General features: G+C 67.6%; 29 protein-coding genes. 16 read left to right on the forward strand and 13 right to left on the reverse strand.

The window, feature by feature from the left end; all coding sequences use genetic code 11:
- Nucleotides 1–2: 2 nt before the first annotated feature.
- The 7 genes from BGO82_RS17265 to hemE all read right to left on the reverse strand — a co-directional run bounded on the left by BGO82_RS17265 (nucleotide 3) and on the right by hemE (nucleotide 7814).
- The gene (locus BGO82_RS17265; protein ID WP_291306864.1) at nucleotides 3–803 is read right to left on the reverse strand and encodes a ParA family protein; all 801 of its coding nucleotides are present in this window, start codon (nucleotides 801–803) and stop codon (nucleotides 3–5) included.
- 10 nt (nucleotides 804–813) lie between these two features.
- Nucleotides 814–1401 (reverse strand): 16S rRNA (guanine(527)-N(7))-methyltransferase RsmG, encoded by a 588-nt coding sequence (gene rsmG, locus BGO82_RS17270; protein WP_291306865.1) that lies wholly within the window; start codon nucleotides 1399–1401, stop codon nucleotides 814–816.
- The gene (gene mnmG / locus BGO82_RS17275; RefSeq protein WP_291306866.1) at nucleotides 1398–3269 is read right to left on the reverse strand and encodes a tRNA uridine-5-carboxymethylaminomethyl(34) synthesis enzyme MnmG; all 1872 of its coding nucleotides are present in this window, start codon (nucleotides 3267–3269) and stop codon (nucleotides 1398–1400) included. The genes rsmG and mnmG overlap by 4 nt, the downstream gene beginning before the upstream one ends.
- A gap of 68 nt (nucleotides 3270–3337) precedes the next feature.
- A complete protein-coding gene (mnmE, locus tag BGO82_RS17280; protein ID WP_291306867.1) occupies nucleotides 3338–4639 on the reverse strand; it encodes a tRNA uridine-5-carboxymethylaminomethyl(34) synthesis GTPase MnmE in 1302 nt (433 codons plus the stop codon).
- Between the two features lie 188 nt (nucleotides 4640–4827).
- Nucleotides 4828–6093, reverse strand: coding sequence for a transcription termination factor Rho (gene rho, locus BGO82_RS17285; protein ID WP_291306868.1), 1266 nt, complete (start codon nucleotides 6091–6093; stop codon nucleotides 4828–4830).
- Between the two features lie 248 nt (nucleotides 6094–6341).
- Nucleotides 6342–6788 (reverse strand): protoporphyrinogen oxidase HemJ, encoded by a 447-nt coding sequence (hemJ, locus tag BGO82_RS17290; RefSeq protein WP_291306869.1) that lies wholly within the window; start codon nucleotides 6786–6788, stop codon nucleotides 6342–6344.
- 3 nt (nucleotides 6789–6791) lie between these two features.
- Entirely contained in the window at nucleotides 6792–7814 is a 1023-nt protein-coding gene (gene hemE, locus BGO82_RS17295; protein ID WP_291307568.1) for a uroporphyrinogen decarboxylase, read from the reverse strand.
- 550 nt (nucleotides 7815–8364) lie between these two features.
- Between hemE and BGO82_RS17300 the strand changes: the two genes are divergently transcribed.
- From BGO82_RS17300 to dnaQ, 3 genes are read left to right on the forward strand one after another with little or no spacing between them, the layout of a single operon-like run.
- Nucleotides 8365–9186 (forward strand): shikimate dehydrogenase, encoded by an 822-nt coding sequence (locus tag BGO82_RS17300; RefSeq protein ID WP_291306870.1) that lies wholly within the window; start codon nucleotides 8365–8367, stop codon nucleotides 9184–9186.
- Nucleotides 9186–9797, forward strand: coding sequence for a dephospho-CoA kinase (gene coaE, locus BGO82_RS17305; RefSeq protein WP_291306871.1), 612 nt, complete (start codon nucleotides 9186–9188; stop codon nucleotides 9795–9797). Before BGO82_RS17300 ends, coaE begins: the two co-directional genes overlap by 1 nt.
- Nucleotides 9794–10498, forward strand: coding sequence for a DNA polymerase III subunit epsilon (gene dnaQ / locus BGO82_RS17310; protein ID WP_291306872.1), 705 nt, complete (start codon nucleotides 9794–9796; stop codon nucleotides 10496–10498). Before coaE ends, dnaQ begins: the two co-directional genes overlap by 4 nt.
- A gap of 337 nt (nucleotides 10499–10835) precedes the next feature.
- Here the strand turns inward: dnaQ and secB are convergent, their stop codons facing one another.
- Entirely contained in the window at nucleotides 10836–11336 is a 501-nt protein-coding gene (gene secB / locus BGO82_RS17315; RefSeq protein WP_291306873.1) for a protein-export chaperone SecB, read from the reverse strand.
- 215 nt (nucleotides 11337–11551) lie between these two features.
- Here secB and BGO82_RS17320 point away from each other — a divergent pair, with 215 nt between their 5' ends.
- From BGO82_RS17320 to BGO82_RS17335, 4 genes are all read left to right on the forward strand, one after another.
- Nucleotides 11552–12271: a Tim44/TimA family putative adaptor protein gene (locus tag BGO82_RS17320; protein ID WP_291306874.1), complete on the forward strand. Its 720-nt coding sequence runs from the start codon at nucleotides 11552–11554 to the stop codon at nucleotides 12269–12271.
- 76 nt (nucleotides 12272–12347) lie between these two features.
- Nucleotides 12348–12857: a Smr/MutS family protein gene (locus BGO82_RS17325; protein WP_291306875.1), complete on the forward strand. Its 510-nt coding sequence runs from the start codon at nucleotides 12348–12350 to the stop codon at nucleotides 12855–12857.
- A complete protein-coding gene (locus BGO82_RS17330; protein WP_291306876.1) occupies nucleotides 12854–13213 on the forward strand; it encodes a helix-turn-helix transcriptional regulator in 360 nt (119 codons plus the stop codon). Before BGO82_RS17325 ends, BGO82_RS17330 begins: the two co-directional genes overlap by 4 nt.
- A 56-nt stretch (nucleotides 13214–13269) precedes the next feature.
- Nucleotides 13270–13713, forward strand: coding sequence for a hypothetical protein (locus BGO82_RS17335; protein ID WP_291306877.1), 444 nt, complete (start codon nucleotides 13270–13272; stop codon nucleotides 13711–13713).
- Here BGO82_RS17335 and recQ read toward each other — a convergent pair.
- From recQ to hslV, 4 genes are all read right to left on the reverse strand, one after another.
- Entirely contained in the window at nucleotides 13710–15527 is a 1818-nt protein-coding gene (gene recQ, locus BGO82_RS17340; protein ID WP_291306878.1) for a DNA helicase RecQ, read from the reverse strand. The two genes, BGO82_RS17335 and recQ, sit on opposite strands and share 4 nt — an antisense overlap.
- A gap of 39 nt (nucleotides 15528–15566) precedes the next feature.
- Nucleotides 15567–17003 (reverse strand): hypothetical protein, encoded by a 1437-nt coding sequence (locus BGO82_RS17345; protein ID WP_291306879.1) that lies wholly within the window; start codon nucleotides 17001–17003, stop codon nucleotides 15567–15569.
- Nucleotides 17004–17115: 112 nt separating this feature from the next.
- On the reverse strand, nucleotides 17116–18408 hold the full coding sequence (hslU, locus tag BGO82_RS17350; protein ID WP_291306880.1) for an ATP-dependent protease ATPase subunit HslU: 1293 nt from the start codon (nucleotides 18406–18408) through the stop codon (nucleotides 17116–17118).
- A 148-nt stretch (nucleotides 18409–18556) separates the two neighbouring features.
- On the reverse strand, nucleotides 18557–19114 hold the full coding sequence (gene hslV, locus BGO82_RS17355; RefSeq protein ID WP_291306881.1) for an ATP-dependent protease subunit HslV: 558 nt from the start codon (nucleotides 19112–19114) through the stop codon (nucleotides 18557–18559).
- Nucleotides 19115–19219: 105 nt separating this feature from the next.
- Here hslV and hisB point away from each other — a divergent pair, with 105 nt between their 5' ends.
- Nucleotides 19220–19807, forward strand: coding sequence for an imidazoleglycerol-phosphate dehydratase HisB (gene hisB / locus BGO82_RS17360; protein ID WP_291306882.1), 588 nt, complete (start codon nucleotides 19220–19222; stop codon nucleotides 19805–19807).
- A 115-nt stretch (nucleotides 19808–19922) separates the two neighbouring features.
- Here hisB and BGO82_RS17365 read toward each other — a convergent pair whose 3' ends face one another.
- The gene (locus BGO82_RS17365; protein ID WP_291306883.1) at nucleotides 19923–20078 is read right to left on the reverse strand and encodes a hypothetical protein; all 156 of its coding nucleotides are present in this window, start codon (nucleotides 20076–20078) and stop codon (nucleotides 19923–19925) included.
- A 76-nt stretch (nucleotides 20079–20154) separates the two neighbouring features.
- Here BGO82_RS17365 and BGO82_RS17370 point away from each other — a divergent pair, with 76 nt between their 5' ends.
- The 8 genes from BGO82_RS17370 (at nucleotide 20155) to coaA (ending at nucleotide 24914) form a co-directional block, all read left to right on the forward strand.
- A complete protein-coding gene (locus BGO82_RS17370; RefSeq protein WP_291306884.1) occupies nucleotides 20155–20544 on the forward strand; it encodes a DUF2628 domain-containing protein in 390 nt (129 codons plus the stop codon).
- Entirely contained in the window at nucleotides 20541–21194 is a 654-nt protein-coding gene (hisH, locus tag BGO82_RS17375) for an imidazole glycerol phosphate synthase subunit HisH (RefSeq protein ID WP_291306885.1), read from the forward strand. The genes BGO82_RS17370 and hisH overlap by 4 nt, the downstream gene beginning before the upstream one ends.
- Before the next feature lie 157 nt (nucleotides 21195–21351).
- Nucleotides 21352–22086 (forward strand): 1-(5-phosphoribosyl)-5-[(5-phosphoribosylamino)methylideneamino]imidazole-4-carboxamide isomerase, encoded by a 735-nt coding sequence (gene hisA, locus BGO82_RS17380; RefSeq protein ID WP_291306886.1) that lies wholly within the window; start codon nucleotides 21352–21354, stop codon nucleotides 22084–22086.
- Nucleotides 22083–22406 carry a hypothetical protein gene (locus BGO82_RS17385; protein WP_291306887.1) on the forward strand — a complete coding sequence of 108 codons (324 nt, stop codon included), beginning with the start codon at nucleotides 22083–22085 and terminating at the stop codon, nucleotides 22404–22406. Before hisA ends, BGO82_RS17385 begins: the two co-directional genes overlap by 4 nt.
- A complete protein-coding gene (locus tag BGO82_RS17390) occupies nucleotides 22403–22840 on the forward strand; it encodes a hypothetical protein (protein ID WP_291306888.1) in 438 nt (145 codons plus the stop codon). Before BGO82_RS17385 ends, BGO82_RS17390 begins: the two co-directional genes overlap by 4 nt.
- Nucleotides 22837–23625, forward strand: coding sequence for an imidazole glycerol phosphate synthase subunit HisF (hisF, locus tag BGO82_RS17395; protein ID WP_291306889.1), 789 nt, complete (start codon nucleotides 22837–22839; stop codon nucleotides 23623–23625). Before BGO82_RS17390 ends, hisF begins: the two co-directional genes overlap by 4 nt.
- Nucleotides 23626–23642: 17 nt before the next feature.
- Nucleotides 23643–23960: a phosphoribosyl-ATP diphosphatase gene (locus BGO82_RS17400; protein ID WP_291306890.1), complete on the forward strand. Its 318-nt coding sequence runs from the start codon at nucleotides 23643–23645 to the stop codon at nucleotides 23958–23960.
- Complete coding sequence (gene coaA, locus BGO82_RS17405) at nucleotides 23961–24914, forward strand: type I pantothenate kinase (protein WP_291306891.1); 954 nt, start codon at nucleotides 23961–23963, stop codon at nucleotides 24912–24914.
- Nucleotides 24915–24994 lie beyond the last annotated feature (80 nt).

Below are 24994 nucleotides of genomic sequence, written 5' to 3' on the forward strand. Positions count from 1 at the left end.
CCTCACGCGGCATTCAATTGGCGTTCGCGGCGGATCACTTCGGTCGCCAGCCGCAAATACGCCTGGCTCCCCGCGCATTTGAGATCGTAGAGCAGCGCCGGCTTGCCGTAGGACGGCGCCTCGCTCAGCCGGACATTGCGTGGAATAACAGTATCATAGACCAAATTGCCCATGGTCCCGCGCACATCGTTCAGCACCTGTTCGCTGAGCGAATTGCGGCGGTCGAACATGGTCATCACCACGCCCTGGATGGCGAGGCGCGGGTTGAGATTGGTGCGGATCTGCTCGATGGTCTGCAGCAATTGGCTGAGGCCCTCGAGCGCGAAGAACTCGCACTGCATCGGGACCAGCACCGCGTCGGCCGCAACCAGCGCGTTCACCGTCAGCAGGTTCAGCGAGGGCGGGCAGTCGATGATGACATAGGAGATCGGCTGCTCTTCGATGGCGAGCTCGCCCAGGGCCTTGAAGGCGTTGCGCAATTTGAAGGCGCGGTCGGGCTGCTGCGAAATTACCTGCTCCACCCCGAGCAGGTCCAGCGTCGACGGCACGATGGCCACCCGCGGCACGTCGGTCATGATCGCGGCGCGCGCCACGGTGGCATCGCCGACCATCAGATCGTAGGACGAGACCTCGCGGTCGGTGCGGCTAACCCCAAGCCCCGTCGACGCATTTCCCTGCGGGTCGAGGTCGACGATAAGCACCCGCTCGCCGATGGCGGCCAGCGCCGTGGCGAGGTTGATGGCGGTGGTGGTCTTGCCCACGCCGCCCTTCTGATTGGCGAGAGTGATGATGCGCGGCGCCAATAAGGGCCTCCTAAGCGACTGACTTCGCACGCAGATGTGAAATCTCGAGAATGACGCCGGAGGAGTCGGTCTCGCTGGGGTGGACTAGCATATCGAAGTCGAAATGGGCAGCGGCCCGTGACACTTCTTCACGATATGTCTGGCCCTTGTGCAGCAAAAGATGGCCATTCGGACGGAGGAAACGAGCCGCGAGAGCGAGGAGGTCGGGCAGCGCCGCCAGCGCCCGCGACGTCACCAGATCGAATGTTTCACGTGAATCAATCTGCTCGGCGCGGCAGACCTCTACAATGACCGGCAGCCGCAGCTCCCGCGCCACGGTCCGCAGGAACGCGGCCTTCTTGGCGATGGGCTCGACCAGGGTGAATCGCCGTTCCGTTCCGCGTGAGGCGATGGCCAGCGGAATCGCGGGAAAGCCGCCGCCGGAGCCGAGATCGATGATGTCGCGATCCTCGGGCCGGAGCAGCGGCAGAAGCTGCAGACTGTCCTCGATGTGACGGGGCCACAGCGTGTCCACTGTTTCACGTGAAACGAGATTCTGGACGGCATTCCATTTGCGCAGCAGCGCGGCGAAGGCTTCGAGATCGTCGCGCTGGCTCATCCGGCTTTGCGCAGCGCCCCGCGGCGGATGATGGCGAGCAACAACGTCGCGGCCGCCGGCGTCATGCCTTCGAGCGCCTGCGCCTGCGCCAGAGTGGCCGGACGCGCCGCCATCAGCTTCTGCCGGATCTCGTTGGAAAGCCCTGGAATTTGGGCGTAATCGAGCCAATCCGGAATGGCGACGCTCTCGTCACGCCGCAGCGCCTCGACATCGGCCCGCTGCCGCTCGAGATAGACGGCATATTGGGCGTCGATGGAGAGCTGTTCCAGAATCGGCGTTCCAATATTGCCGATCTCCGGCCATAGCGCCGTGATCTCGGCGGGCCCGACATTGGGATAGGCCAGTAGATCGAAGGCGCTGCGGTGTTGCCCGTCGGCATTGACGACAATCCCCGCTTTGCGGGCGACCGATGGCGTGGCGCGCAGCCCGTGGAGCAGCGTTTTGGCGTCATCAAGTGCCTTGACCTTTGTTCGGAAAGCATCTTGACGATTACGGCCGACGAGGCCCCTGGCGATGCCGAGCGGCGTCAGCCGCTGGTCGGCATTGTCGCTGCGCAAATGCAGCCGGAACTCGGCGCGCGAGGTGAACATGCGATAAGGCTCGGCCACGCCGCGCGTGACTAGGTCGTCGACCATGACGCCGAGATAGGAGTCGGTGCGCGAGAGGATGATCTGCTCGTCGCCTCTGGCCCGGAGCGCCGCATTGGCGCCGGCCAGCAGCCCCTGCGCCGCCGCCTCCTCATAGCCGGTGGTGCCGTTGATCTGGCCGGCGAGGAACAGTCCCGGCAGCCGCTTTAGCTCCAGCGTCGCCTTCAGCTCGCGGGGATCGACATAGTCGTATTCGATGGCATAGCCCGGCCTGAGGATGCGCACCGCGCCGAGCCCCGGCATGGTCTTGAGGAACGCCTCCTGCACCTCGGCCGGCAACGAGGTGGAGAGCCCGTTGGGGTAGATGGTGGGATCGTCGAGCCCCTCCGGCTCGAGGAAGATCTGGTGGCTGTCGCGGTCGGCGAAGCGCACGATCTTGTCTTCGATCGACGGGCAATAGCGCGGCCCACGGCTCTGGATGCGGCCGGAGTACATGGCCGAGCGATGCAGATTGTCGGCGATGATGCGGTGCGTCTCGCCCGTCGTATGCGTGATATAGCAACTGATCTGGGGCGTCGTGATCGCCGTCGTCAGCGACGAGAACGGCTCCGGCGGATCGTCGCCGGGCTGTGCCTCGAGCACGGTAAAGTCGATTGACGACCGATCGAGTCGCGCCGGCGTCCCGGTTTTCAGGCGACCGAGCCGCAATCCCAGGGCCTCCAGCCGCGTCGACAGGCCGAGCACCGGCGCTTCGCCGACCCGCCCGGCCGGAATGGTCTCCTCGCCGCGATGGATCAGCCCGCGCAGGAAGGTGCCGGTGGTCAAGACGACCGAATGCGTACTGAAGCGGCGGCCGTCCAGCAGGATGACTCCTGTTATATTACCGGCGTCGACGACCAGGTCGTCGACCTCGCCCTCGATGATGGTGAGGTTCGGCTGCGCCGCCAGGGCCGCCTGCATCGCCTGGCGATAGAGCTTGCGGTCGGCCTGGGCGCGCGGTCCGCGCACCGCCGGCCCCTTGCGCCGGTTGAGCACGCGGAACTGGATGCCCGCTGCATCGGCGACGCGGCCCATCAAACCGTCCAGCGCGTCGATCTCGCGAACCAGATGTCCCTTGCCCAGCCCACCGATCGCCGGGTTGCAGCTCATCTCGCCGATGGTGGCGAAGCGGTGCGTGATCAGCGCCGTCGGCACGCCGAGCCGCGCCGCGGCCGCCGCCGCTTCCGAACCAGCATGGCCGCCGCCGACGATGATGACGCCGAAATCGCGTGAGTTACTCATGGCCGGCGGGTGTAGTGGAGGCGGCGGGCAAGTTCAATGGTGCGCGCGGCGGCACTGTTTCACGTGAATCATTTGCCGATGCAGAAGCTCGCGAACAGCCGGTCAAGTACGTGCTCGGTATCGATGCGGCCGAGCAGGCGCTCGAGCGCCAGCGAGGCCTGGCGCAGATGCTCGGCGGCGATCTCGTCGGTGGCGCCTTCGGAGAGGAAGCGATCGAGCGCCGCCTGTGCCGATTGCAGCGCCGCCAGGTCGCGCTCGCGGCTGACGAGGGCAGGGGGACCGGACCCCGCAGCAGCGGCGGCAAACCCGGCCAGCGCCGCCAGCAGTTCGTCGACGCCGACATCGCTCTGCACCGACAGCGAGTACTGCGCCGGCACCGGCCCCAGATCGGCTTTGGTCCCCACCGTCCACAGCGCCGGCTGCGGCGGCGGATCGAGCGGCGGCACATCGGGGGCAACGAGCCACAGCACCAGATCGGCGCGGGCGATCTCCACCTCGGCGCGCCGCACGCCCTCCGCCTCTGCGCGGCTATCGGTGGGCCTGAGGCCCGCCATGTCGACCAGCACCACCAGCCGCCCGCCAAGATCAAGCGCCACCTCGCGCACGTCGCGCGTGGTGCCCGGCTCGTCCGAGACGATGGCGAGGTCCGAGCGGCTGAGCGCATTGAGCAGCGACGACTTGCCGACATTGGGCGGGCCGGCCAGCGCGACGCGCAACCCCTCGCGCACGATACGGCCGCGGCCGACCGCGTCGATGGCGGAAGTCAGCTCGCTGGAAAGCCGCTCCATATTGCGCAGCACCGAGTCCGGCAGCACGTCGGACACATCGCTCTCGTCGGAGAAGTCGAGTCGTGCCTCGATCTCGGCACGCGCGTCGAGCAGCGTCTCGCGCCAGCGGCCGATCTCGGCCGATACGCCGCCGGCGAGCCGCGCCACCGCCTGCTGCCGCTGCGTTTCGGTTTCGGCCTCGATGAGATCGCCAAGCCCTTCGACCTCGGTCAGATCGAGCTTGCCGTTGAGGAAAGCGCGGCGGGTGAACTCGCCCGCCTCCGCGAGGCGCACGCCGGGAAGTGCGGCGATGGTTCGGAGCAGCGTTCTAACCACGGCAGGCGAACCATGCACCTGCAGCTCGGCGGTGTCCTCGCCAGTGAAGGAATGCGGCGCGGGCATCCAGGCGACGAGGCCGGTATCGATGAGCTGGTTGTCGAGACGGATGGCGGCGAGGGTAAGGTGGCGCGGTGGCGGACGCGCTATGGAAAGATGTTCCAGAACGGCGCTCGTGTGCGGGCCGGAAATGCGAACGATGGCCACGCCGGACGGAAGGGCGCCGGAAGAAAGGGCGACGATGGTGTCGGCAGCGGGGGCGGTCATGGGGTGACGGCGCGGGGCTTGCATGGCCGCCCCTCACCCGCCTCGCTACGCGAGGCACCCTCTCCCCAGAGGGGAGAGGGGAGGGCGGAGCCGCGGGTCTTGCAGTCGGGACCCCCCTCGCCCCTTTGGGGAGAGGGTGGCCGCGCAGCGGCCGGGTGAGGGGCCGCGCAGGACACGCCCTTTCCCCGTTAGGTATTCATCGAATCGAAGAAGTCGGAGTTCGTCTTGGTCTGGCGGATCTTGTCCATCAGGAACTCCATGGCGTCGACCGTGCCCATCGGGTTGAGGATGCGGCGGAGGACGTACATCTTCCTCAGGATATCCGGCTCGACCAGCAGCTCTTCCTTGCGGGTGCCGGATTTGGTGACGTCCATCGCCGGGAAGATGCGCTTGTCGGAAACCTTGCGGTCGAGCACGATTTCGCTGTTGCCGGTGCCCTTGAACTCTTCGAAGATCACCTCGTCCATGCGGCTGCCGGTATCAATCAGCGCCGTCGAAATGATGGTGAGCGAACCGCCGTCCTCGATGTTGCGCGCCGCGCCGAAGAAGCGCTTCGGCCGCTGCAGCGCGTTGGCGTCGACGCCGCCGGTCAGCACCTTGCCCGAGCTCGGCACCACGGTGTTGTAGGCGCGCCCCAGCCGGGTGATCGAATCGAGCAGGATCACCACGTCGCGCTTGTGCTCGACCAGGCGCTTGGCCTTCTCGATGACCATTTCGGCCACCTGCACGTGGCGGCTCGCCGGCTCGTCGAAGGTGGAGGAGATCACCTCGCCGCGCACCGAGCGCTGCATGTCGGTGACTTCCTCGGGGCGCTCGTCGATCAGCAGCACGATGAGGTAGCATTCGGGGTGATTGACCGCGATCGACTGCGCGATGTTCTGCAGCAGCACGGTCTTGCCGGTGCGCGGCGGCGCCACGATCAGCGCGCGCTGGCCCTTGCCGATGGGCGCGACGAGGTCCATGACCCGCGCCGACTTGTCCTTGTTGGTCGGGTCGGGCAGCTCGAGCTTCAGCCGCTCGTCTGGATAGAGCGGGGTGAGGTTGTCGAAATTGACCTTGTGCCGGACCTTTTCGGGATCCTCGAAATTGATGGTCGCGACCTTGAGCAGCGCAAAATAGCGCTCGCCTTCCTTGGGCGAGCGAATCTCGCCTTCGACCGTATCGCCGGTGCGCAGCGAAAAGCGCCGGATCTGGCTGGGCGAGACGTAGATATCGTCGGGGCCGGGCAGGTAGTTGGCATCCGGCGAGCGCAGGAAGCCGAAGCCGTCGGGCAACACCTCGACCACGCCTTCGCCGGTGATCTCCACCTCGCGTGCCGCCAGCTCCTTGAGGATGGCGAACATCAGCTCCTGCTTGCGCATGGTCGAGGCGTTCTCGACCTCGTATTCCTCAGCGAAGGTGAGCAATTCAGCGGGAGATTTGGCCTTGAGCTCGCTGAGCTTCAGATTTTCCATGCGGCGAATGACCCTGGAGATAGACTGGAGATGTGTGAGGGGGGTTTGCACCGCGCTTTCGCCGGGCGGCGCGCGTTTGTCGGTGCGACGCGCCTCAGATAGCCCGAAGCGGTGTCGTATTCAAGAGCCGGCTGGTCTCGGGACGGATTCACGTGAAACGCCCGTGGTGAATGGTGAATGGCAAAATGGTGAATGGTCGAACGGCGCCGCCGGTCCGCGCGACCGTTCACCACTTCCCATTCGCCGCCTCAGAACGGCTTCACGATCACCATGATCACGATGATGATGACCAGAACGAAGGGCAGCTCGTTGACGATGCGCCAGAAGCGGGTGGGGCGGTCGTTCCGGTCGGCGGCGAATTTGCGGATCTGGGTGCCGTAAAAGCCGTGGATGGCGGTAAGGAGCAGCACCGCCGCCGCCTTGACCCAGGGCCAGCCCTGCGACCAGTCGACGAGGCCCGGGGTGAACACCATCATCAGCCCGAACACGAAGGTCAGCACCATCGCCGGCCGGATGATGCCGCGATACAGCCGCCGCTCCATGATCTTGAAGGTTTCCGACTGGATCGAGCCCTTCTCGGCGGCGCTGTGATAGACGAAGAGCCGCGGCAGATACATCATGCCGGCGATCCAGGCGATCACCGAAATGACGTGCAGGGCCTTGACCCACGTCGTCGCAAACAGCACCCAATCCATCGCTCAGCCCCCTTTGACGCGCCTGACCAGCCGCTCGACGTTGGCGATCGGCGTTTGCGGCAATATCCCATGCCCGAGATTGAAGATATGCGGCCGATTGCCGAAGGCCGCGATGATGCCGTCGATCGCCAGATCGAGCTGGGGGCCGCCGGCGAGCAGCCGGATCGGGTCGAGATTGCCTTGCACCGGCAGCGATCTGGGCAAGGCCCTGTCGGCGAAATCCGGCGGCGTTCCGTAATCGAGTCCGAGCGCATCCGGGCGGACGGCGGCGGCATAGGCCGGCAGCATCGCCGCGGCGCCGCGGGGAAAACCGATGAAAGCGGCGTCCGGGATGCGGGCCCGCACGCCCTCGACGATTTTCCGGTTTGGCGCGATGACGTAATCGCGGAACTGCTGCTCGTCGAGGTTCATGGCCCAGCTCTCGAACAGCTGCACCACGTCGGCACCGGCCTCGAACTGGCGGACCAGATAGGCGATCGAGGCCTCGACCAGGATATCAATGAGCGCCGCGAACGCCTGCGGCTGGGTGAGGGCGAAGATGCGTGCCGCGGCCTGGTCGGTGGAGCCCGCGCCGGCGATCATGTAGGTGGCGACCGTCCAGGGCGAGCCGCAAAAGCCGATCAGCGTCTTGCCGGGGGGCAGGGCGCCCCTGATCCGCTCCAACGTCTCGAACACCGGAGCCAGCCGCTCGAGCACCGCATCCGGCCTGAGCTTCCCCAGCCCTTCCGGAGTGATCGGTTCGAGCCGTGGACCCTCCCCGGCCTCGAACCGCACCTCCTGACCCAGCGCGTCCGGGATCACCAGGATATCGGAGAACAGGATCGCCGCATCGAGGTCGAAACGGCGGAGCGGCTGCAGGGTGACTTCGGCGGCGAGCGCCGGGGTGTAGCAGAGCTCGAGGAAGCTGCCGGCGCGAGCCCGTAGCTCGCGATATTCCGGCAGATAGCGGCCGGCCTGCCGCATGATCCAGAGCGGCGGCCGGGCCTGGCGCGCACCGCGGATCGTGTCGAGCAGCGGTTTGGCCACCGGGCTCACGACCGGGTTCCCTCAAAGAGATAAGATTCTTTTATCATCAGTATCATAGCCGTGTTTTGCAGGAATTCTTCGGCGCCGGATAGCCGGAAGGGCGCCAGCCGGCAGATACCAAGAGTCGCATCCGCAAGCTGGGGATTGCCGGCGGTTGAGGGCGAAGAACATCGCCGGACTCGGGCGGATTAACGAAGCGTTAACCATTTCCATCCGCCCCGGGCGGCTGGGGATAAGCTGGGGACGGCAGGGCCCGCCTGGAATCATGTTATCCCCGATTCCGCCGTTAAGCTTTTGTTAACCGTCCCGGCGGGTCAGGGTGTGGACGCCGATCCCGGGGAGGGGGACAACCCGCCAGCGCCCCCGGCCGCCGCCGGATTTCCCCTGGCCGGATTATCCGCCAGCAACGACTCTGTGGATTGGCCGCCCCGCCCGGCTGCGAGATCGGCCGCCACGATCGCGGGGGGAAGGGATTGCGGGGCGGACTCGAAATTGCGAGTCGTGTCGAGTCGGCGCCGCGCGCCGCCTGCACCCTGTGGAAAGGATTCACGTGAAACGCGCCTTCGTCATCGGCCACCCGATCGCCCATTCGCGCTCGCCGCTGATCCACGGCCACTGGATCGACACCTACCGGGTCGGCGGCAGCTACGAGGCGATCGACGTGGCGCCGGCGGCGCTGCCCGATTTCTTCGAGCGTCTGAAGGGCGGCGAGTTCGTCGGCGGCAACGTCACCATCCCGCACAAGGAACAGGTGGTGGCGCTGGTCGACGAGCTCGACCCGCTGGCCGAGGAGATCGGCGCGGTCAACACGCTGGTGCTCCGCGACGCCGGGGTCCGGGGGTTCAACACCGACTATATGGGCTTTCTTGGCAATCTCGACCAGAACGCCCCCGGCTGGGACCTGGGGCTCGACGAGGTGGTGGTGCTGGGCGCGGGCGGCGCGTCGCGCGCCATCCTCGTGGCGCTCAAATCGCGCGCCGTCGGCAAGATCCACCTGCTCAACCGCACCGTCGGCAAGGCCGAGGACCTGGCGATCGAGCTCGGCGGGCCCATCGCCTGCGGCGGGCTCGACGAATTCGCCGCCCGGGCCGGCGGCGCCAGGCTCATCGTCAACACCAGCTCGGTCGGCATGAAGGACACGCGCTTCGAGGGCCTCGACCTGTCGGTCGTGCCCGCCGATGCGGTGGTGACCGATCTCGTCTACGTGCCGCTCGTCACCCCGCTGCTGGCCGATGCACGGCAGCGCGGCCTGCGCACCGTGGACGGGCTCGGCATGCTGCTGCACCAGGCGGTGCCCGGGTTCGAGGCGTGGTTCGGGGTCAGGCCCGAGGTGACGCCGGAGCTGCGGGCGCTGGTCGAGGCAACGCTCTGATGTGGCGGCTCGGGCTCACCGGCTCCATCGCCTCGGGCAAATCCACCGTCGGCCGGATGTTCGAGGAGCTGGGCGTGCCGGTGTTTTCCGCCGATGCGGCGGTGCATGCGCTCTATCGCGGCGCGGCCGTTGCGCCGATCGAGGCGGCGTTTCCCGGAACCACCCGCAAAAGCGAGGTGGACCGCACCGCCCTCAGCGCCCGCCTGCTCGCCGAGCCCCGCCGGCTGGCCGAGCTCGAGGCCATCGTCCATCCGCTGGTCCGGGCGAAGATCGCCGATTTCCTCGCCGCGGCCGAGGCGGGCGGCGCGCCGCTGGCGGTGGTCGATATCCCGCTGTTGTTCGAGGGCGGCCATCCCTATGGGCTCGACCGCGTGGCGGTGGCCGTCGCCGCCGACGCCACCATCCGCGCGCGGGCGCTGGCGCGACCGGGCATGAGTGTGGAAAAGCTGGACGCCATCCTTGCCCGGCAGCTGCCCCAGGCCGAGAAAAAACGCCGCGCCGACTATATCTTCGACACCGACCGGCCGCTGGCGCAGACCCGCGCCGACGTGGCGGCGCTGGTCGAGGAGCTGCGCGCAACGCCGAAGACCGGTGCGAGGACGACGAGATGAGCCGCGAAATCGTGATGGACACCGAAACCACTGGGCTCAACCCGCTGACCGGGGACCGGGTGGTCGAGATCGGCGCCGTCGAGCTGTTCAACCACGTCCCGACCGGCCGGCACTTCCACAAATACATCAACCCGGAACGGCGCATGACCGAGGAAGCCTTCCAGGTGCACGGGCTTTCCGACGAGTTCCTCGCCGACAAGCCGCGCTTCGCCGAGATCATCGACGAGATGCTGGAGTTCTTCGGCGACGCCACGCTGATCGCCCACAATGCCCCCTTCGACGTGCAGTTCCTCAATTTCGAGCTGGAAAAGGCACGCCGGCCGAGCCTCGGCAACGCCATCGTCGACACCGTGGTGCTGGCGCGCGAAAAGCATCCGGGCGCCCGCGTCAGCCTCGATGCGCTGTGCAAGCATTACGGCATCGACAATTCCCGCCGCGCCCTGCATGGGGCGCTGCTCGACAGCGAAATCCTCGCCGACGTCTATCTGGAGCTGATCGGCGGCCGCCAGGTGACGCTGGCGCTGGTCGAGGAGACCCGGGTGGCCACCGCCGGCGCCGCGCTGGTCGCGCACCACGCCCCGCAGCGCCCGACCCCGCTGCCGCCCCGGCTCGACGCCGACCAGCTCGCCGCGCATCTGGGCCTGATCAAGACCATGGGCGAGGCGGCGCTGTGGGGGTATTACCAGGACGAAGCGGCGTAGGCAGATTTCCCCCCGGAAATCCCATTTTTCACCGGGTCATCCCCGCGCAAGCGGGGACCTCCGTTTGCCCTGGTGCAGTCGGCGGTGCGGGGACGAGCCGGGCAACGCCCGGCCCGATCCATCCAGTTCCGGCACGCTGCCCGGCCAACAGAGGTCCCCGCTTACGCGGGGATGACCCGGTGGTTGGACAGGGTCTTGCTTGCCGCGTCGTCGTCCGGCGCATTTGTCTGGCACCGCGCCGGCGGCACCCCCTCCCCCGTAAACGGGAGAGGAATCCCGACTGCCAAAACAAAAGGCCGCCTCGAGGGGCGGCCTTTTCGTTCGCGTCTGGCGAAAATCAGTTGGTGACGGTCGGGGTCGGGGTGCCGTCGGGCGACGCGGCTTGCGCGTCCTGCAGGGCCTTGAGGTTCTGCACGTAGATGGCGCGGAAATCGACCGGCTCCATCATCAGCGGCGGGAAGCCGCCCTGCTGGGTGATGGTGGCGAGCACCTGGCGGGCGAACGGGAAGATCAGCCGCGGGCATTCGACCAGGAGCAGCTCGGCCAGACTGGCTTCCGGGATGTTGTTCATCCGGAACACGCCGCCATAGATCAGCTCGACGTTGAACAGCACGTTCTTTTCGCGGTCGGCCTTGGCGTTGAGGGTGATCTCGACGGCGTAGAGGTTGTCGGCCTGCTTCTTGACGCCGACATTGATGCCAACCTGAAAGTTCGGGTTGGGTCCGCCCAGCATGATCGAAGCCGGGGCGCCCGGGTTCTCGAAGCTCATGTCGCGGATGTACTGGCCGATGAGGTTGAAGCTCGGGGCAGTCGCGTTCGCCGCGGTATCGTCGGCCATACTTTAGTACCTCGTCCTGAAAAGGGGCGGGCGCGGGCCTAGCAGTTTTGCCGTTTCGTCACAAGACGGACGCGGGGCGCGCGATTGCTGCGGCGGGCGGGCCGGGCGGTTTGCCGCGCGCCTCTACCATTCGTGAACTGGTTTCAGGCTACGGCATTGCCTATATAGGCTTCAATACGGCCAGCCGGCCGCCCCGCCACCGGAATTGCGCGCGCATGGATGAGTTCTTCGACATTCCCACCGTTATCGTGATCGTCATCGCGATCGTGGTGCTGTTCCGCCTGCGCTCGGTGCTGGGCACGCGCACCGGCAATGAGCGCTCGCCCTTGCAGCGCGCCCAGCAGAACCAGGTGAAGCCGGCCAATGACGAGAAGGTGACGCCGCTGCGGCCGGCGCCGGCGGCGCCCCCCGCCAATGGCGACGCCGAACGGCGCGCCCTCAAGCTCGAAACCGAGATCGAGCAGATGAGCCATGGCGACGCCGCCGTGGCCGGCGGGCTCAAGGCCATCGCCGCCGCCGATGCCGGCTTTTCGCCCAAGGCGTTCCTCGAAGGCGCCAAATCCGCCTATGAGATGATCGTCACCGCCTTCGCCACCGGCGACCGCAAGACGCTCAGGACCCTGCTCGACAAGGACGTCTATGACGGCTTCGAGCAGGCCATCGCCGCCCGCGAGGCGGCCGGCAGCAAGGTCGATTTCACCTTCGTCGGCCTGCCCAAGGTCGAGATCTCCGACGCCGAGATCGACCGCCGCGACGCCCGTGTCGCCGTGCGCTTCACCGCCGAAGTGGTGCAGGCCACCCGCGACAAAGACGGCACCCTGATCGAAGGCAATGCCGACCAGGTGCAGACCATCGCCGACGAATGGACCTTCGCGCGCAGCCCCAAATCGCGCGATCCCAACTGGAAGCTGGTTGCGACCAACCAGCTCTCCTGAGGCCGGCGAGGGCGCCATGGCACGGACGGGCGGAGGCAGGAAACCGCCCCTTGCCGACTTCCATCTATGGACGGAAGTGACCGAGAGCGTGCTGCCGCTGAAGCCGCGGCGGCGCGTCCGGCTCAAGGCGCCGCTGCCGCTGCCGCCGGCGGTGCCGCCGCTGCCGAAAGCGCCGAAAATCATCGCTATGCCGTCATACCAATCGCCGGAGACGCCCGGATCGCAGGCGCCCGGCGTGATCGAGCCGCGGCTCCGCCAGAAGCTCGGCCGCGGCCGGGTGCCGATCGACGGCACGCTCGATCTGCACGGCATGCGCCAGGACGAGGCCTTCGCCGCGCTTCACCGCTATCTGCATGTCCGCGCCGGGCGGGGCGACCGCACCGTGCTGGTCATCACCGGCAAGGGGCTGAAGAAGCTCAACGGCGATCCGACCTCGATCGTCGAGCGCGGCGTGCTGCGCACCATGCTGCCGATCTGGCTCAATTCGCCTGAGCTGAGGCCGCTCGTCGCCGGCTGGGACCAGTCGGCGCAGGGCCATGGCGGCGAAGGCGCCTGGTATGTGCGCCTCAGGCGGCCGGCGCGATGACCCCGCTCGGCCTCAAGATGCGGGAAATGCGCGAGGCGCGCGGCGTCACCCTCAAGCAGATGGCGGCGGCGCTCAACGTGTCGAGCGCCTATCTCAGCGCCCTCGAGCACGGCCGGCGCGGCAAGCCGACCTGGATCCTGCTGCAGCGCATCATCCACTATTTCAACGTCATCTGGGACGAGGCCGAGGAATTGCAGCGGCTGGCCGAGCTCTCCGACCCCAAGGTGACCATCGAGACCGGCGGCTTGTCGCCGGAGGCCACCGAGCTCGCCAACCGCCTCGCCCGCGACATTTCCCGGCTGAGCCCCGAGGACCTGGGGGCGCTCAAGGCCGAGCTGATCAAGCGGGCGCGGTAGATTTTCCCCATTGTGCGGCCCCCGGCCGGCGTCTTACCAAAGACCAGGGGGCATCGATGATCCGGGACTTCTTTCGCGACAAGCCGGGACCGCAGCGCTGGATGCTGGGCGCCATCGTGCTCAATTTCCTGTCGCAGTTCCTGCTCTATTCCGACGCGCCGGTGAGCGTGCCGACCTACCGCACCGACGGCTATGGGGCGCTGTGGGTCATCCTGCCCGAGGGCTATGGCAGCGCCTCGGGCTGGGAGCTGCATTGGCATGCCGCGCCGATCCTGCTGCTGCTGGCCGTCTTCTTCGCCAATGACGAGTTCCCGCATGGAAAATCGTTCGCCCGCTTCGGCTGGTGGGCGGCGGCCGCGCTGCTCTTCGCCGCGTGCCTGCCGACGGCGCTCGAGGTCTGGGGCTTCGGCACCATGTGGGGGTTCGTCTCGGTCCTGGTGGCGCTGGGCGCGGCGGCGTTCAACGCCCGCAGTCCGCGGCCGGCCAAGCCAACGGCCTAGAGCGCCGTTCTGATCACCGCCAGGAACGCATCGCCGTAGCGGCGCAGCTTGGCGTCGCCGACGCCGGGCAGCTCGGCCATGTCGGCGACCGAGCCGGGGCGGGCGAGCGCCATGGCGCGCAGCGTCGTGTCGTGGAAGATCACATAGGGCGGCACGCTTTGTGCCTTGGCGAGGCGGCTGCGCTCGGCGCGCAGCGCCTCGAACAGCGCGGCGGCCGGCGGCGGCATGTCCTCCGCCAGCGCCCGGCGCAGCGCCCGCCGGGTTTCGCGCGGCTGATCCTTGCGCAGCGTCACCGCCCGTTCGTGCCGGAACACCGCCCGCGCCGCCTCGGTCAGGTGCAGCGCCCCGAACCCGGCGGTGTCGACGGCGATGAAGCCCTGCGCCGTGAGCTGGCGGATCGCCGACTGCCAGCCCTTGGCGTCGAGCTCGTCGCCCTTGCCGAACACGGCTTGCGTGTGGTGCCCGTTGCTGAGCACCTTGTCGGTCTCGCGGCCGACCAGCACGTCGACGATGTGGCCGGCGCCGAACCGCTGTCCGGTGCGATAGATGGCGGCCAGCACCTTGATCGCCGCCTCGCTGCCGTCCCAGGTCTCGGCCGGGCTGAGGCAGTTGTCGCAGCCGCCGCAATCGCCCGGATGCGCTTCGCCGAAATGGCGCAGGATGGTCTGCCGCCGGCACGCCGTGGTCTCGCACAGCGCCAAGAGCGCATCGAGCTTGCCGCGCTCGATGCGCTTGATCTCTTCGGGCGCCTCGCCCTCCTCGATCATGCGCCGGCGCTGCACCACGTCGCCCATGCCGAAGGTCATGAACGCCTCCGACGGCTGCCCGTCGCGGCCGGCGCGCCCGGTCTCCTGATAATAGGCCTCGATCGAGGACGGCATGTCGAGATGGGCGACATAGCGCACGTCGGGCTTGTCGATGCCCATGCCGAAGGCGACGGTGGCGACGAGGCACACCGCGTCCTCCTTGAGGAAGGCGTCCTGGTGGCGCGAGCGGATCTGCGCGGAGAGGCCGGCATGATAGGGCAGCGCCGGCACGCCATGCTCGGTCAGCCACTCGGCGGTCTTTTCGACCTTGTTGCGGGAAAGGCAATAGACGATGCCGCTCTCGCCCTTGTGCCGCTCGAGAAAGCCGAGGAGCTGCTTCGGCCCGTTGCTGCGCTGCACGATGGTGTAGCTGATGTTGGGCCGGTCGAAGCTGGTGGCGAAGATCCGGGCGCGCCTGAGATGCAGCCGCTCAACGATGTCGTCGCGCGTCAGCGGATCGGCGGTGGCGGTCAGCGCCACCCGCGGCACGTTGGGAAACAGCTCGGCGAGACGGGAAAGCTCGCGGTAGTCGGGCCGGAAATCGTGGCCCCACTGGCTGACGCAATGCGCCTCGTCGATGGCGATGAGCGCGATGTCGACATCGGCGATGAGCTGCAGGAAGCCCGCCGTCATGATCCGCTCGGGCGCGACATAGAGCAGATCGAGCGCGCCGCGGCGCAGCAGATTGCGCACGCCGGCGGCCTCTTCCGGGCTCAGCGACGAATTGAGCGCTTCGGCCCGCACCCCCTGCTGGCGCAGCGCCTCCACCTGGTCGCGCATCAGCGCGATCAGCGGCGAGACGACGATGCCCACCCCATTCCGGCACAGCGCCGGCACCTGGTAGCACACCGACTTGCCGGCTCCCGTGGGGAACAGCACCACCGCATCGCCGCCGTCGACGATATGGCTGACCGCATCCTCCTGCAGGCCGCGGAAGGCGCTGTGCCCGAACACCTGGTGCAGCACGTCGCGCGGATTTTTGACGAGGGGGAGGGCAAGCGAATCCATCGCCGGTATTGATCACGGGCGCCGATGCGGACGCAACCGTCAGGGGTGGCGGCTCTCGAGACTCACTTCGGCGAAGGCCGGTGACGGGCCGGCGAGCAGCGGCGCGTCCTTTGCCTTGAGGTGACGGTCGAAGAAGGCGAGCGCATAGGCGTCGACAATGTCGTGGCCGCGCCGCCAGTCGATCGGCCCGATGAGGTGCAGCGCCCGCGCGATCGGTGTCGCCAGCGTGTAGGGGAAGTCGGTGAAATTGAGGTGGAACATCCCCGGCACGTGCACGAAATAGGCGTCGGCGCGCGCCGCCTCGTAGGCCGCCCGCATGGTCTGCTGGTGCAGATCGACCTCCCATTGCGGCCAGCCCTCCCGGGCCATGCTGGCGGCGTCGCTGGCGAGCCACATCGCCGGCTGTGCGAGGCCGGCTGCGATCACGTCGCGCGGCACGAATACGTCCTCGGTCAGGCAGGCCTTGAGCCGTGGATCGGTGCGGCAGGCCTCGGCGCCCACGAGGCCGCCGAGCGACACGCCGAGCATGCCGGCTCGGCCGACATCGAGCCGCCCGGTGAGGATGCCGTTGGGATCGGCGGCGTCGAGCGCCGTCATCCGGTCGAGCACGAACGACACGTCGCCCGCGAGGTAATTGTAGATGCGCTCGCCGAAGGCCTCGTCGCGCAGGAAGCGGGGCACGTCGACCAGTTGCGGGTCGAATTCGACACAGCGGCCGTCGGGAAACACCACCTCGCGCGCGGCGCGCGGATGGTCGATGCCGATGACGGCGTAGCCGTGCGACACGAGGCTCTCGACCTCGAAGGTGTTGTGCTGGCGGAAGCCCTCGGCGCCGGGCGAAAACACCAGCACCGGGAACGGCCCGCCGGCGGCGGCCGGCGCCGCCTTCAGCGCGTTGGTGCGCACCTGGTTGAGGTGGCTGGAAAAGATCGCCGGGAACGGCGTGCCCGGCAGCGGGCCGAAATGCATGTCGTCCTGGATGTAGGTATCGTGCTCGGCGCCGGGCGTGGGCACGGCCGGATACCAGATCTGCGCCATCAGCTCGCGCGGCGCGTTCGGGGCGCCGAAATCGGCGCGGCTGCGGTCGACCCAATGATAGGTCAGCGTGCCGACGGCATAGGGCCCGGAAGGCGCCGGAAAGCGGAACATCGGCAACGCCGCCGGCAGGAGTGCCGCAACGGCGAAGAGCAGCGCGGCCAGCGCAAGAACGAGGCCGGTCGCGACGCGCCGGAGCGGCGTTCTGCTGCCGGCGGGGCGGCGCCAGAAGACGAAGGCCACGACCAGCAGCAGCGCCGTCAGCACATCGGCCGGCAGCATCTGCCAGCGCGCGCCCTCGACGATGCGCTGGACGATGGCAAGGAGCGCGGCGAGGAGGCCGGCGCCGAGCGGCCAGCAGGTGTGGCGCAGGCGCGGCAACGCGAGCAGGACCAGGGTCAGCAGGTCGGCGGCGAGCAGCGCGAGTTCGAGCGGTCTCATGCGCGCCAGTGTAGTGCCGCGATCAGGCGAGGATAGGGCAGCCGAATCCGGCTGTCGAAATGACAAGGGCGACGCCGTGGCGCCGCCCTTGTCTGAATCGGTGTTTCAGTGCTTACAGCACGAAGCGGCTGAGGTCGGTGTCGCCGGCCATCCTGCCGACCTTTTCACCCACATAGGCGCGATCGATCGTGACGGTTTCGCCCGTCTTGTCGGGTGCCTCGAAGCTCAGCTCCTCGACCAGCCGCTCCATGATGGTCTGCAGCCGCCGGGCGCCGATGTTCTCGACCGTCGAGTTCACCTTGACGGCGGCGTCGGCGATGGCCTCGATGCCGTCTTTGGTGAAGTCGAGCGTCAGCCCCTCGGTCGCCATCAGCGCCACATACTGCTTGATCAGCGAGGCGTCGGTGTCCGAGAGGATGCCGATGAGGTCGTCCTTGCTCAGCGCCTTGAGCTCGACGCGGATCGGCAGGCGGCCCTGCAGCTCCGGCAGCAGGTCCGAGGGCTTGCTGACGTGGAATGCGCCCGAGGCGATGAACAGGATGTGGTCGGTTTTGACCGGCCCGTATTTGGTCGAGACCGTGGTGCCTTCGATCAGCGGCAGCAGGTCGCGCTGCACGCCCTCGCGGCTCGGGCCGGAATAATTGCCGCCCGAGGCCACCTTGTCGATCTCGTCGATGAACACGATGCCGTGGTTCTCGCTGAGCTCCACCGCCTCGCGCACCAGCTGGTCCTGGTCGAGCAGCTTGTCCGCCTCGTCGGCCATCAGCAGCGCGTGGCTGTCCTTGACCTTGACCTTGCGCTTGGTCGGCTTGCCGCCGAGCGCCTTGCCGATCATGTCCTGGATGTTGATGACGTTGGGCTGGCCGGGAATCTCGAACATGCCGCCCTGCGGCTGCTGGCCCGAGACCTCGACCTCGATCTCCTTGTCGTCGAGCTCGCCGGCGCGCAGCTTCTTGCGGAAGCTGTCGCGGGTCGCCGAGCCGGCGCTGGCACCGACCAGCGCGTCGAGCACGCGCTCTTCGGCGTTCTGGTGCGCCTGCGCCTTGACCTCGTCGCGGCGCAGATCGCGCAGCACCGAAATGCCGGCTTCCACCAAATCGCGGATCATCTGCTCCACGTCGCGGCCGACATAGCCGACCTCGGTGAATTTGGTGGCTTCGACCTTGATGAACGGGGCCTGGGCGAGCTTCGCCAGACGCCGCGAGATCTCGGTCTTGCCGACGCCGGTCGGCCCGATCATCAGGATGTTCTTGGGCGTCACCTCGTGCTTGAGGTCGTCGCTGAGCTGCTGGCGCCGCCAACGGTTGCGCAGCGCCACGGCGACGGCGCGCTTGGCGTCGGTCTGGCCGACGATGTAGCGGTCGAGCTCGGCCACGATCTGCCGGGGGGAGAGATTTTCAGCCATCGATCCGCCTTTCCGGACGCCTTCGGGGTGAAGCGCGTCGTCATTCCCGCCGTAGCCGGCCGGGCTGTTGGGTTCATTCAGCATGATAGTCCTCTATCTGTCGCGGGATCGAACCGGAAAAGTCTGCAACTTTTCCTGATCCCGCTCCTCAGAGCTCGATCGCTTCGAGCGTCACGTTCTCGTTGGTATAGATGCAGATTTCGGCGGCGATCTTCATCGCCTTGCGGGCGATGGTCTCGGCGTCGAGATCAGTGTTGTCGGCCAGCGCCAGCGCCGCGCTCTGCGCGTAATTGCCGCCCGAGCCGATGGCGATGACGCCGTGGTCGGGCGTCAGCACGTCGCCATTGCCGGTCAGGACCAGCGTGTCGGTCTTGTCGGCGACGATCATCATCGCCTCGAGATGGCGCAGATAGCGGTCGGTCCGCCAGTCCTTGGCCAGCTCGACCGCGGCGCGCATCAGCTGGTCGGGGTATTGCTCGAGCTTTTTCTCGAGCCGCTCGAACAGGGTGAAGGCGTCGGCGGTGGCGCCGGCAAAGCCGCCGATCACCTTGTCGCCGGCCAGCCGCCGCACCTTGCGCGCGTGGTGCTTCATCACCGTATTGCCGACGCTGACCTGCCCGTCGCCGGCAATGACAACCTTGTTGCCCTTGCGCACCGAGACGATGGTGGTGCCGTGCCAGCCCGGAAAGTCGTTGTTTGTGGGCATTCAACACTCCAAAAGGATTTTTCCGTATTTAGGGTGCTGTTGCCGGAATTCAATCATCGCCTTTTGCCGATGAACCTGCCGCACCGATGACATCGAGGTTAGGGCATGCGCCGCGCGGAGATCAAAAGAAAGACCAACGAGACCGACATCGTCGTGGCGGTGAACCTCGACGGCACCGGCGTCTACGACATCGAGACCGGCATCGGCTTTCTCGACCACATGCTGGACCAATTGTCCAAGCACTCGCTGATCGACATCGACGTGCGGGCCAAGGGCGACCTGCACATCGATTTCCACCACACCGCCGAGGATGTCGGCATCGCGCTGGGCGAGGCGGTCAAAAAGGCGCTGGGCGACAAGAAAGGCATCCGCCGCTACGCCAGCGCCGACCTGGTGATGGACGGCACGCTGACCCGGGTGGCGCTCGACGTGTCCGGCCGGCCGTTCCTCGTCTGGCAGGTGGAGTTCAGCCGCGACAAGGTCGGCGACATGGACACCGAGCTGTTTCGCGAGTGGTTCCAGGCCTTTGCCATGAATGCCGGGATCACGCTGCACGTCGAAACGCCGTATGGCGACAACAACCACCACATCGCCGAATCGGCGTTCAAGGCGCTGGCGCGGGCGCTGCGCGATGCGGTGGAGATCGATCCCCGGGCCAAGGACCGGATTCCGTCGACCAAGGGGACGCTGTAGGCTCTCACGCGCCTCGCCATGCGAGGCACCCTCTCCCCGGAAGGGAGAGCAGGGGAGAACTCGGAGTTTTGGTCAGTCTGCCCCGTAGCGGCCCGGCGAGGGCGCCGTCCGCGGCTTACTGCCAGCCGTGGCTGGCGCCGGCGTAGAGGCCGAAAGCGGCGACGGCGACGGCGAAAATGAACAGCACCAGGGCCAGCCGGCCGATGAAGATGCCCTGGCTCGGGGTTTCCCGGGGCTCGGTGGGCGCGGGGCTGTTGCTCGGGGTGGCCATGCTCGTCGTCTCCATCAAAACCTGCCCGGCGCGCGCCTCGCTTCCATGCGCGGCTGATTTGCTCTAAGGCGGTGCCATGACCGTCTACTCTATCTTCGAAAAACCGCAAGGGAAGGCGGCAAAGAACCGCGCGCCCCGGCCCGTGCTGCCGGTGGCGGTGGCCGACCGCTTCTCCTGGACGGCGATGCTGTTCACCCCGCTGTTCGCGCTGTTCAACGGGCTGTGGCTGCTGCTGGTGTTCTGGATCGCGCTGGTGCTGGGCCTGGCCTACGTGTCGCGCGTCATCGGCCCCGACGCCGCCGTCGCGCTCTATGCGCTGGTGGCGCTGTTCCTCGGCTTCGAGGCGCCGGCCTTCCGCCGCGACGGGCTCCTGGCCCGCGGCTTCGTCTGGCGCGGCGACGTGGTGGCGAGCGGCGAGGATCTCGCGACGCACGACTATCTGGCGGTCACGGCCGGCCCGAAATGACAGCCAGCGTCGCCATCATCGACTACGGCTCGGGCAATCTGCGCTCGGCCGCCAAAGCCTTCGAGCGCTCGGTCAGGGCGCTGCGCGCCGACGCCGACGTCGCCGTCACCGCCGACCCGGATGTCGTGCGCCGCGCCGACCGCATCGTGCTGCCGGGCGTCGGCGCCTTCGAGGACTGCATGAACGGGCTGCTGGCGGTGCGCGGCATGCGCCAGGCGCTGGACGAGCGCGTGATCCAGGGCGGCGCGCCGTTCCTCGGCATCTGCGTCGGCATGCAATTGATGGCCACCGAAGGCCACGAGAAGGGCGTCTTCGCCGGCCTCAACTGGATCATGGGGCCGGTGGTGCGGCTCGAGCCGCGCGGCGGCCTCAAGGTGCCGCATATGGGCTGGAACACGCTGCGCATCACGCAACCCCACCCGCTGCTGGCCAACATCCCCGACGGCGAGGCCGGGCTGCACGCCTATTTCGTCCACTCCTACCATCTCGTCACCGCCGACGACCGCCAGCTCTTCGCCGTCGCCGAATACGGCCAGCAGGTCACCGCCTGCGTCGGCCGCGACAATCTGTTCGGAACGCAGTTCCACCCGGAAAAGAGCCAGACCCTCGGCCTGACCCTGATCGAGAATTTCCTGGAGTGGCGGCCGTGACGATGATGAGTTTCGACGTCATCCCAACGTCATTCCCGCGAAAGCGGGAATCCAGACCAGGCTCGCGGACGTCCGAAAGCTCCGTCTGGATTCCCGCTTTCGCGGGAATGACGATGCGGGCCGATGCGTCCTCCGTGGCCTTTCCCGGAGGCGCATCGTGATCCTCTTCCCCGCCATCGACCTCAAGGCCGGGCAGGCGGTGCGGCTGAAGCTCGGCGACATGGCGCAGGCGACGGTGTTCAACGACGATCCGGCGGCGCAGGCGAAACTGTTCGAGGCGCAGGGGTTCGAGTACCTGCACGTCGTTGACCTCGACGGCGCCCTTGCCGGCGAGAGCCGCAACAGCCGCGCCATCGAGGCTATCCTCGCTGCGGTCAAGATGCCGGTGCAGCTCGGCGGCGGCATCCGTACCCTCGCCCACGTCGAGGGTTGGCTCGGCAAGGGTCTGAGCCGGGTGATCCTCGGCACCGTGGCGCTGCGCGACCCGGACCTGGTCCGGGAAGCCGCGCGAAAATTCCCCGGCCGCATCGCCGTCGGCATCGACGCGCGCGGCGGCAGGGTGGCGGTCGAAGGCTGGGCCGAAACCTCCGAGCTGACGGCCATCGAGCTGGCCCAGCGCTTCGAGGGCGCCGGCGTTGCTGCCATCATCTATACCGACATCGACCGCGACGGCGTGCTGAGCGGCATCAATTGGGATGGCACCCTGGCGCTCGCCCGCGCCGTCTCCATTCCGGTGATCGCCTCGGGCGGCCTCGCCTCGATGGCCGATATCGAGCGACTGAGCCGGCCCGACTGCCGCATCCTCGCCGGCGCCATCACCGGCCGCGCCCTCTATGACGGCCGCATCGACCCTGCGGCGGCGCTGGCGCTGCTCAAGGGCGTGCCGGCGTGAGCAGCACGCCGGCCCCGTCGCGGCGCCGCTTTCCCTGGCCGATCTATCTCGTCGTGCTGGCGGGGATCGTGCTGCTGGCGGCGCTGCCGGTGCTCAGCGTCACCCTGGCCGGCATGGTGGCCTCGGCCAATGGCTGCCGGCTCGACGAGGGCTCGGCCCATCCCTGCCTCATCGCCGGCACCGATTATGGCGAAACCCTCTATACGCTGGGCGTGCTCGGCTGGCTGATGCTGGCGAGCCTGCCGCTCGGGGTCGTTGCCATTCTTGCCTGGGCCGTGGTGCTGGGTATCCACCTGTTCGCCCGGAGCCGGCGGCCATGAGTCAGGACGCATCGAGCCAGGACCCCACGGGCGCCCCGCCGGTCGGGCGGTTCCGCATGCGCGCCTACTGGCTGGCGCTGGCGGCGATTGCGGTCTTCGCCCTCTGGCCGCTGCCGTTCGGGCTGAAAAGCCTCGCCGCGGTGTCGCTGCCCATGGGCGCGCTCGCCGCGGCGCTCTGGCTGGTGGTGCTGATGATCGCCTGGAACGCCTATGTCCGCCGCCGGGCCGGCGTGGCGACGGCCTCGACGGCGCGGATCAATTTCCTCTATTACGCGCTGGCGCTGGCGGTCATCCTCGCGCTCGGCTATGCGACGCTCAGCGCCTGGCTGCCGGCGCCGGTCTTGCTGCTGGTCGCCTTCGCCGCCATCTTCTGGCTGTTCTCGTTCGTCTTCGCGCTGGTTGCCACCCTGCGCCGCAAATCCAGGGCCAAATGACACTCAAGACCCGCATCATTCCGTGTTTGGATGTCAAAGATGGACGCGTCGTGAAAGGCGTGCAGTTCGTCGACCTCGTCGACGCCGGCGATCCGGTGGCGGCGGCGATCGCCTACGACGCGGCGGGCGCCGACGAGCTCTGCTTTCTCGACATCACCGCCAGCGCCGAAAACCGCGACACCATCTTCGACGTGGTGGCACGCACCGCCGAGCAATGCTTCATGCCGGTGACGGTGGGCGGCGGCGTGCGCACCATCGAGGATATCAGGAAGCTCCTGCTCAGCGGCGCCGACAAGGTGTCGATCAACACCGCGGCGGTGAACGACCCCGATTTCGTCGAGCGCGCTGCCGACAAGTTCGGCGACCAGTGCATCGTCGTTTCGGTCGATGCGCGCCGCCGCCAGACCGTCAGTGTCGGCGGCGCCAACCGCTCCGACTGGGAGGTGTTCACCCATGGCGGCCGCAACCCTACCGGGCTCGACGCGGTGGAGTTCGCCGTGCGCATGGTGCAGCGCGGCGCCGGCGAATTGCTGGTGACCTCGATGGACCGCGACGGCACCAAGGCGGGCTTCGACCTCGAGCTGACCCGCACCATCGCCGACGCCGTGCACGTGCCGGTGATCGCCTCGGGCGGCGTCGGCTCGCTCGACGATTTGGTCGACGGCGTCCGCATCGGCCACGCCAACGCCGTGCTCGCCGCCTCGATCTTCCATTTCGGCACCTTCACCATCGCCGAGGCGAAGGCGTATCTCGCCGAACACGGCATCCCCATGCGGCTCGACTGAAACGAGGTTCGACTGAAATGGCGTTCTCAATCGCAGAGCTCGACGCGCGCCTGGCCGAACGGGCCAAGGCCTCGCCCGACGAAAGCTACACCGCCAAGCTGTTGCGCGACGGCGTCGACCGCTGCGCCCGCAAGTTCGGCGAGGAGGCGGTGGAGGCCATCGTCGCCGCCGTGTCGCGCGACACTGCCGGGCTCACCGGCGAGGCGGCCGACGTGATCTATCATCTGCTGGTGCTGCTGCGCGCCGCCGATGTGCCGCTCGCCCAGGTGCTGGCCGAGCTCGAACGCAGAACCGGACAATCCGGCCTTGCCGAAAAGGCCTCGCGGACCAAGTAGATGACCGAAAAGCGCAAGCTCGACCTCAACCCCTATCACCGCTTCTCCAAGGCCGAATGGGCGAAATACCGCGACGGCGAGCCGATGACGCTCACCGCCGCCGACATCGAGCGGCTGCGCGCGCTGACCGATCCGATCTCGCTGACCGAGGCCGAGCAGATCTACCTGCCGCTGAGCCGCCTCATCTCGTTCTATGTCGAGGCGGCGCAGGCGGTGCATCGCGTCTCGACGCGGTTCCTCGGCACCGAGGATACCAAGGTGCCCTTCATCATCGGTGTCGCCGGCTCGGTGGCGTCGGGCAAGTCGACCACCTCGCGCATCCTGCGCGCCCTGCTGCAGCGCTGGCGCACCTCGCCCAAGGTCGACCTCATCACCACCGACGGCTTCCTGCTGCCGAACGCCGTTCTGGAGGAGCGTCGGCTCGCCGAGCGCAAGGGCTTCCCCGAAAGCTACGACCGCGCCGCGCTGCTGGCCTTCCTCTCCGACATCAAATCGGGCAAGGCCGAGGTCAGGGTGCCGGTCTATTCGCACCTCATCTACGACGTGCTGCCCGACCAGTTCATCACCGTCGACCGGCCCGACATCCTCATCGTCGAAGGCCTCAACATCCTGCAGCCGGGGGAATTGCCGCGCACCGGCCGGCCGATCCTGTTCGCTTCGGATTTTATCGACTTTTCCATCTATATCGACGCCGACGAGGCCGATCTGCGCGACTGGTTCATGGTGCGCTTCCGCGCCCTGCGCGAGAGCGCCTTCACCGACCCCAAGAGCTTCTTCCGCCGGCTCGCCGAGATGCCTGCCGCCGAGGCGGAGAAGTTCGCCCTGCAGGCCTGGGACAGCATCAACCTGCCGAATCTGCGCGACAACATCCTGCCCACCCGCGGCCGCGCCGACCTCATCCTCAAGAAGGCCGGCAACCACGCGGTGGCCGAGGTCCAGCTCCGCCGCGTCTAGGCCGCTCGCGGGCCCGGCGCATTTGCGTGATCGGTAAGTGTCTTGAACGATCTTTCGCTTGGCCTTTAGGTGGGGCCGAG

Origin of the sequence: Devosia sp. 67-54 (assembly GCF_001899075.1) — a bacterium.
Classification (GTDB): domain Bacteria; phylum Pseudomonadota; class Alphaproteobacteria; order Rhizobiales; family Devosiaceae; genus Devosia_A.

Coding starts and splice junctions, on each gene's coding strand:
- rsmG (WP_291306865.1), bottom strand. CDS start 1,401: ATGAGCCAGCGCGACGATCTCGAAGCCTTCGCCGCGCTGCTGCGCAAA.
- mnmG (WP_291306866.1), bottom strand. CDS start 3,269: ATGAGTAACTCACGCGATTTCGGCGTCATCATCGTCGGCGGCGGCCAT.
- mnmE (WP_291306867.1), bottom strand. CDS start 4,639: ATGACCGCCCCCGCTGCCGACACCATCGTCGCCCTTTCTTCCGGCGCC.
- rho (WP_291306868.1), bottom strand. CDS start 6,093: ATGGAAAATCTGAAGCTCAGCGAGCTCAAGGCCAAATCTCCCGCTGAA.
- hemJ (WP_291306869.1), bottom strand. CDS start 6,788: ATGGATTGGGTGCTGTTTGCGACGACGTGGGTCAAGGCCCTGCACGTC.
- coaE (WP_291306871.1), top strand. CDS start 9,186: ATGTGGCGGCTCGGGCTCACCGGCTCCATCGCCTCGGGCAAATCCACC.
- dnaQ (WP_291306872.1), top strand. CDS start 9,794: ATGAGCCGCGAAATCGTGATGGACACCGAAACCACTGGGCTCAACCCG.
- secB (WP_291306873.1), bottom strand. CDS start 11,336: ATGGCCGACGATACCGCGGCGAACGCGACTGCCCCGAGCTTCAACCTC.
- BGO82_RS17320 (WP_291306874.1), top strand. CDS start 11,552: ATGGATGAGTTCTTCGACATTCCCACCGTTATCGTGATCGTCATCGCG.
- BGO82_RS17330 (WP_291306876.1), top strand. CDS start 12,854: ATGACCCCGCTCGGCCTCAAGATGCGGGAAATGCGCGAGGCGCGCGGC.
- BGO82_RS17335 (WP_291306877.1), top strand. CDS start 13,270: ATGATCCGGGACTTCTTTCGCGACAAGCCGGGACCGCAGCGCTGGATG.
- recQ (WP_291306878.1), bottom strand. CDS start 15,527: ATGGATTCGCTTGCCCTCCCCCTCGTCAAAAATCCGCGCGACGTGCTG.
- BGO82_RS17345 (WP_291306879.1), bottom strand. CDS start 17,003: ATGAGACCGCTCGAACTCGCGCTGCTCGCCGCCGACCTGCTGACCCTG.
- hslU (WP_291306880.1), bottom strand. CDS start 18,408: ATGGCTGAAAATCTCTCCCCCCGGCAGATCGTGGCCGAGCTCGACCGC.
- hslV (WP_291306881.1), bottom strand. CDS start 19,114: ATGCCCACAAACAACGACTTTCCGGGCTGGCACGGCACCACCATCGTC.
- hisB (WP_291306882.1), top strand. CDS start 19,220: ATGCGCCGCGCGGAGATCAAAAGAAAGACCAACGAGACCGACATCGTC.
- BGO82_RS17365 (WP_291306883.1), bottom strand. CDS start 20,078: ATGGCCACCCCGAGCAACAGCCCCGCGCCCACCGAGCCCCGGGAAACC.
- BGO82_RS17370 (WP_291306884.1), top strand. CDS start 20,155: ATGACCGTCTACTCTATCTTCGAAAAACCGCAAGGGAAGGCGGCAAAG.
- hisH (WP_291306885.1), top strand. CDS start 20,541: ATGACAGCCAGCGTCGCCATCATCGACTACGGCTCGGGCAATCTGCGC.
- BGO82_RS17390 (WP_291306888.1), top strand. CDS start 22,403: ATGAGTCAGGACGCATCGAGCCAGGACCCCACGGGCGCCCCGCCGGTC.
- hisF (WP_291306889.1), top strand. CDS start 22,837: ATGACACTCAAGACCCGCATCATTCCGTGTTTGGATGTCAAAGATGGA.
- BGO82_RS17400 (WP_291306890.1), top strand. CDS start 23,643: ATGGCGTTCTCAATCGCAGAGCTCGACGCGCGCCTGGCCGAACGGGCC.
- coaA (WP_291306891.1), top strand. CDS start 23,961: ATGACCGAAAAGCGCAAGCTCGACCTCAACCCCTATCACCGCTTCTCC.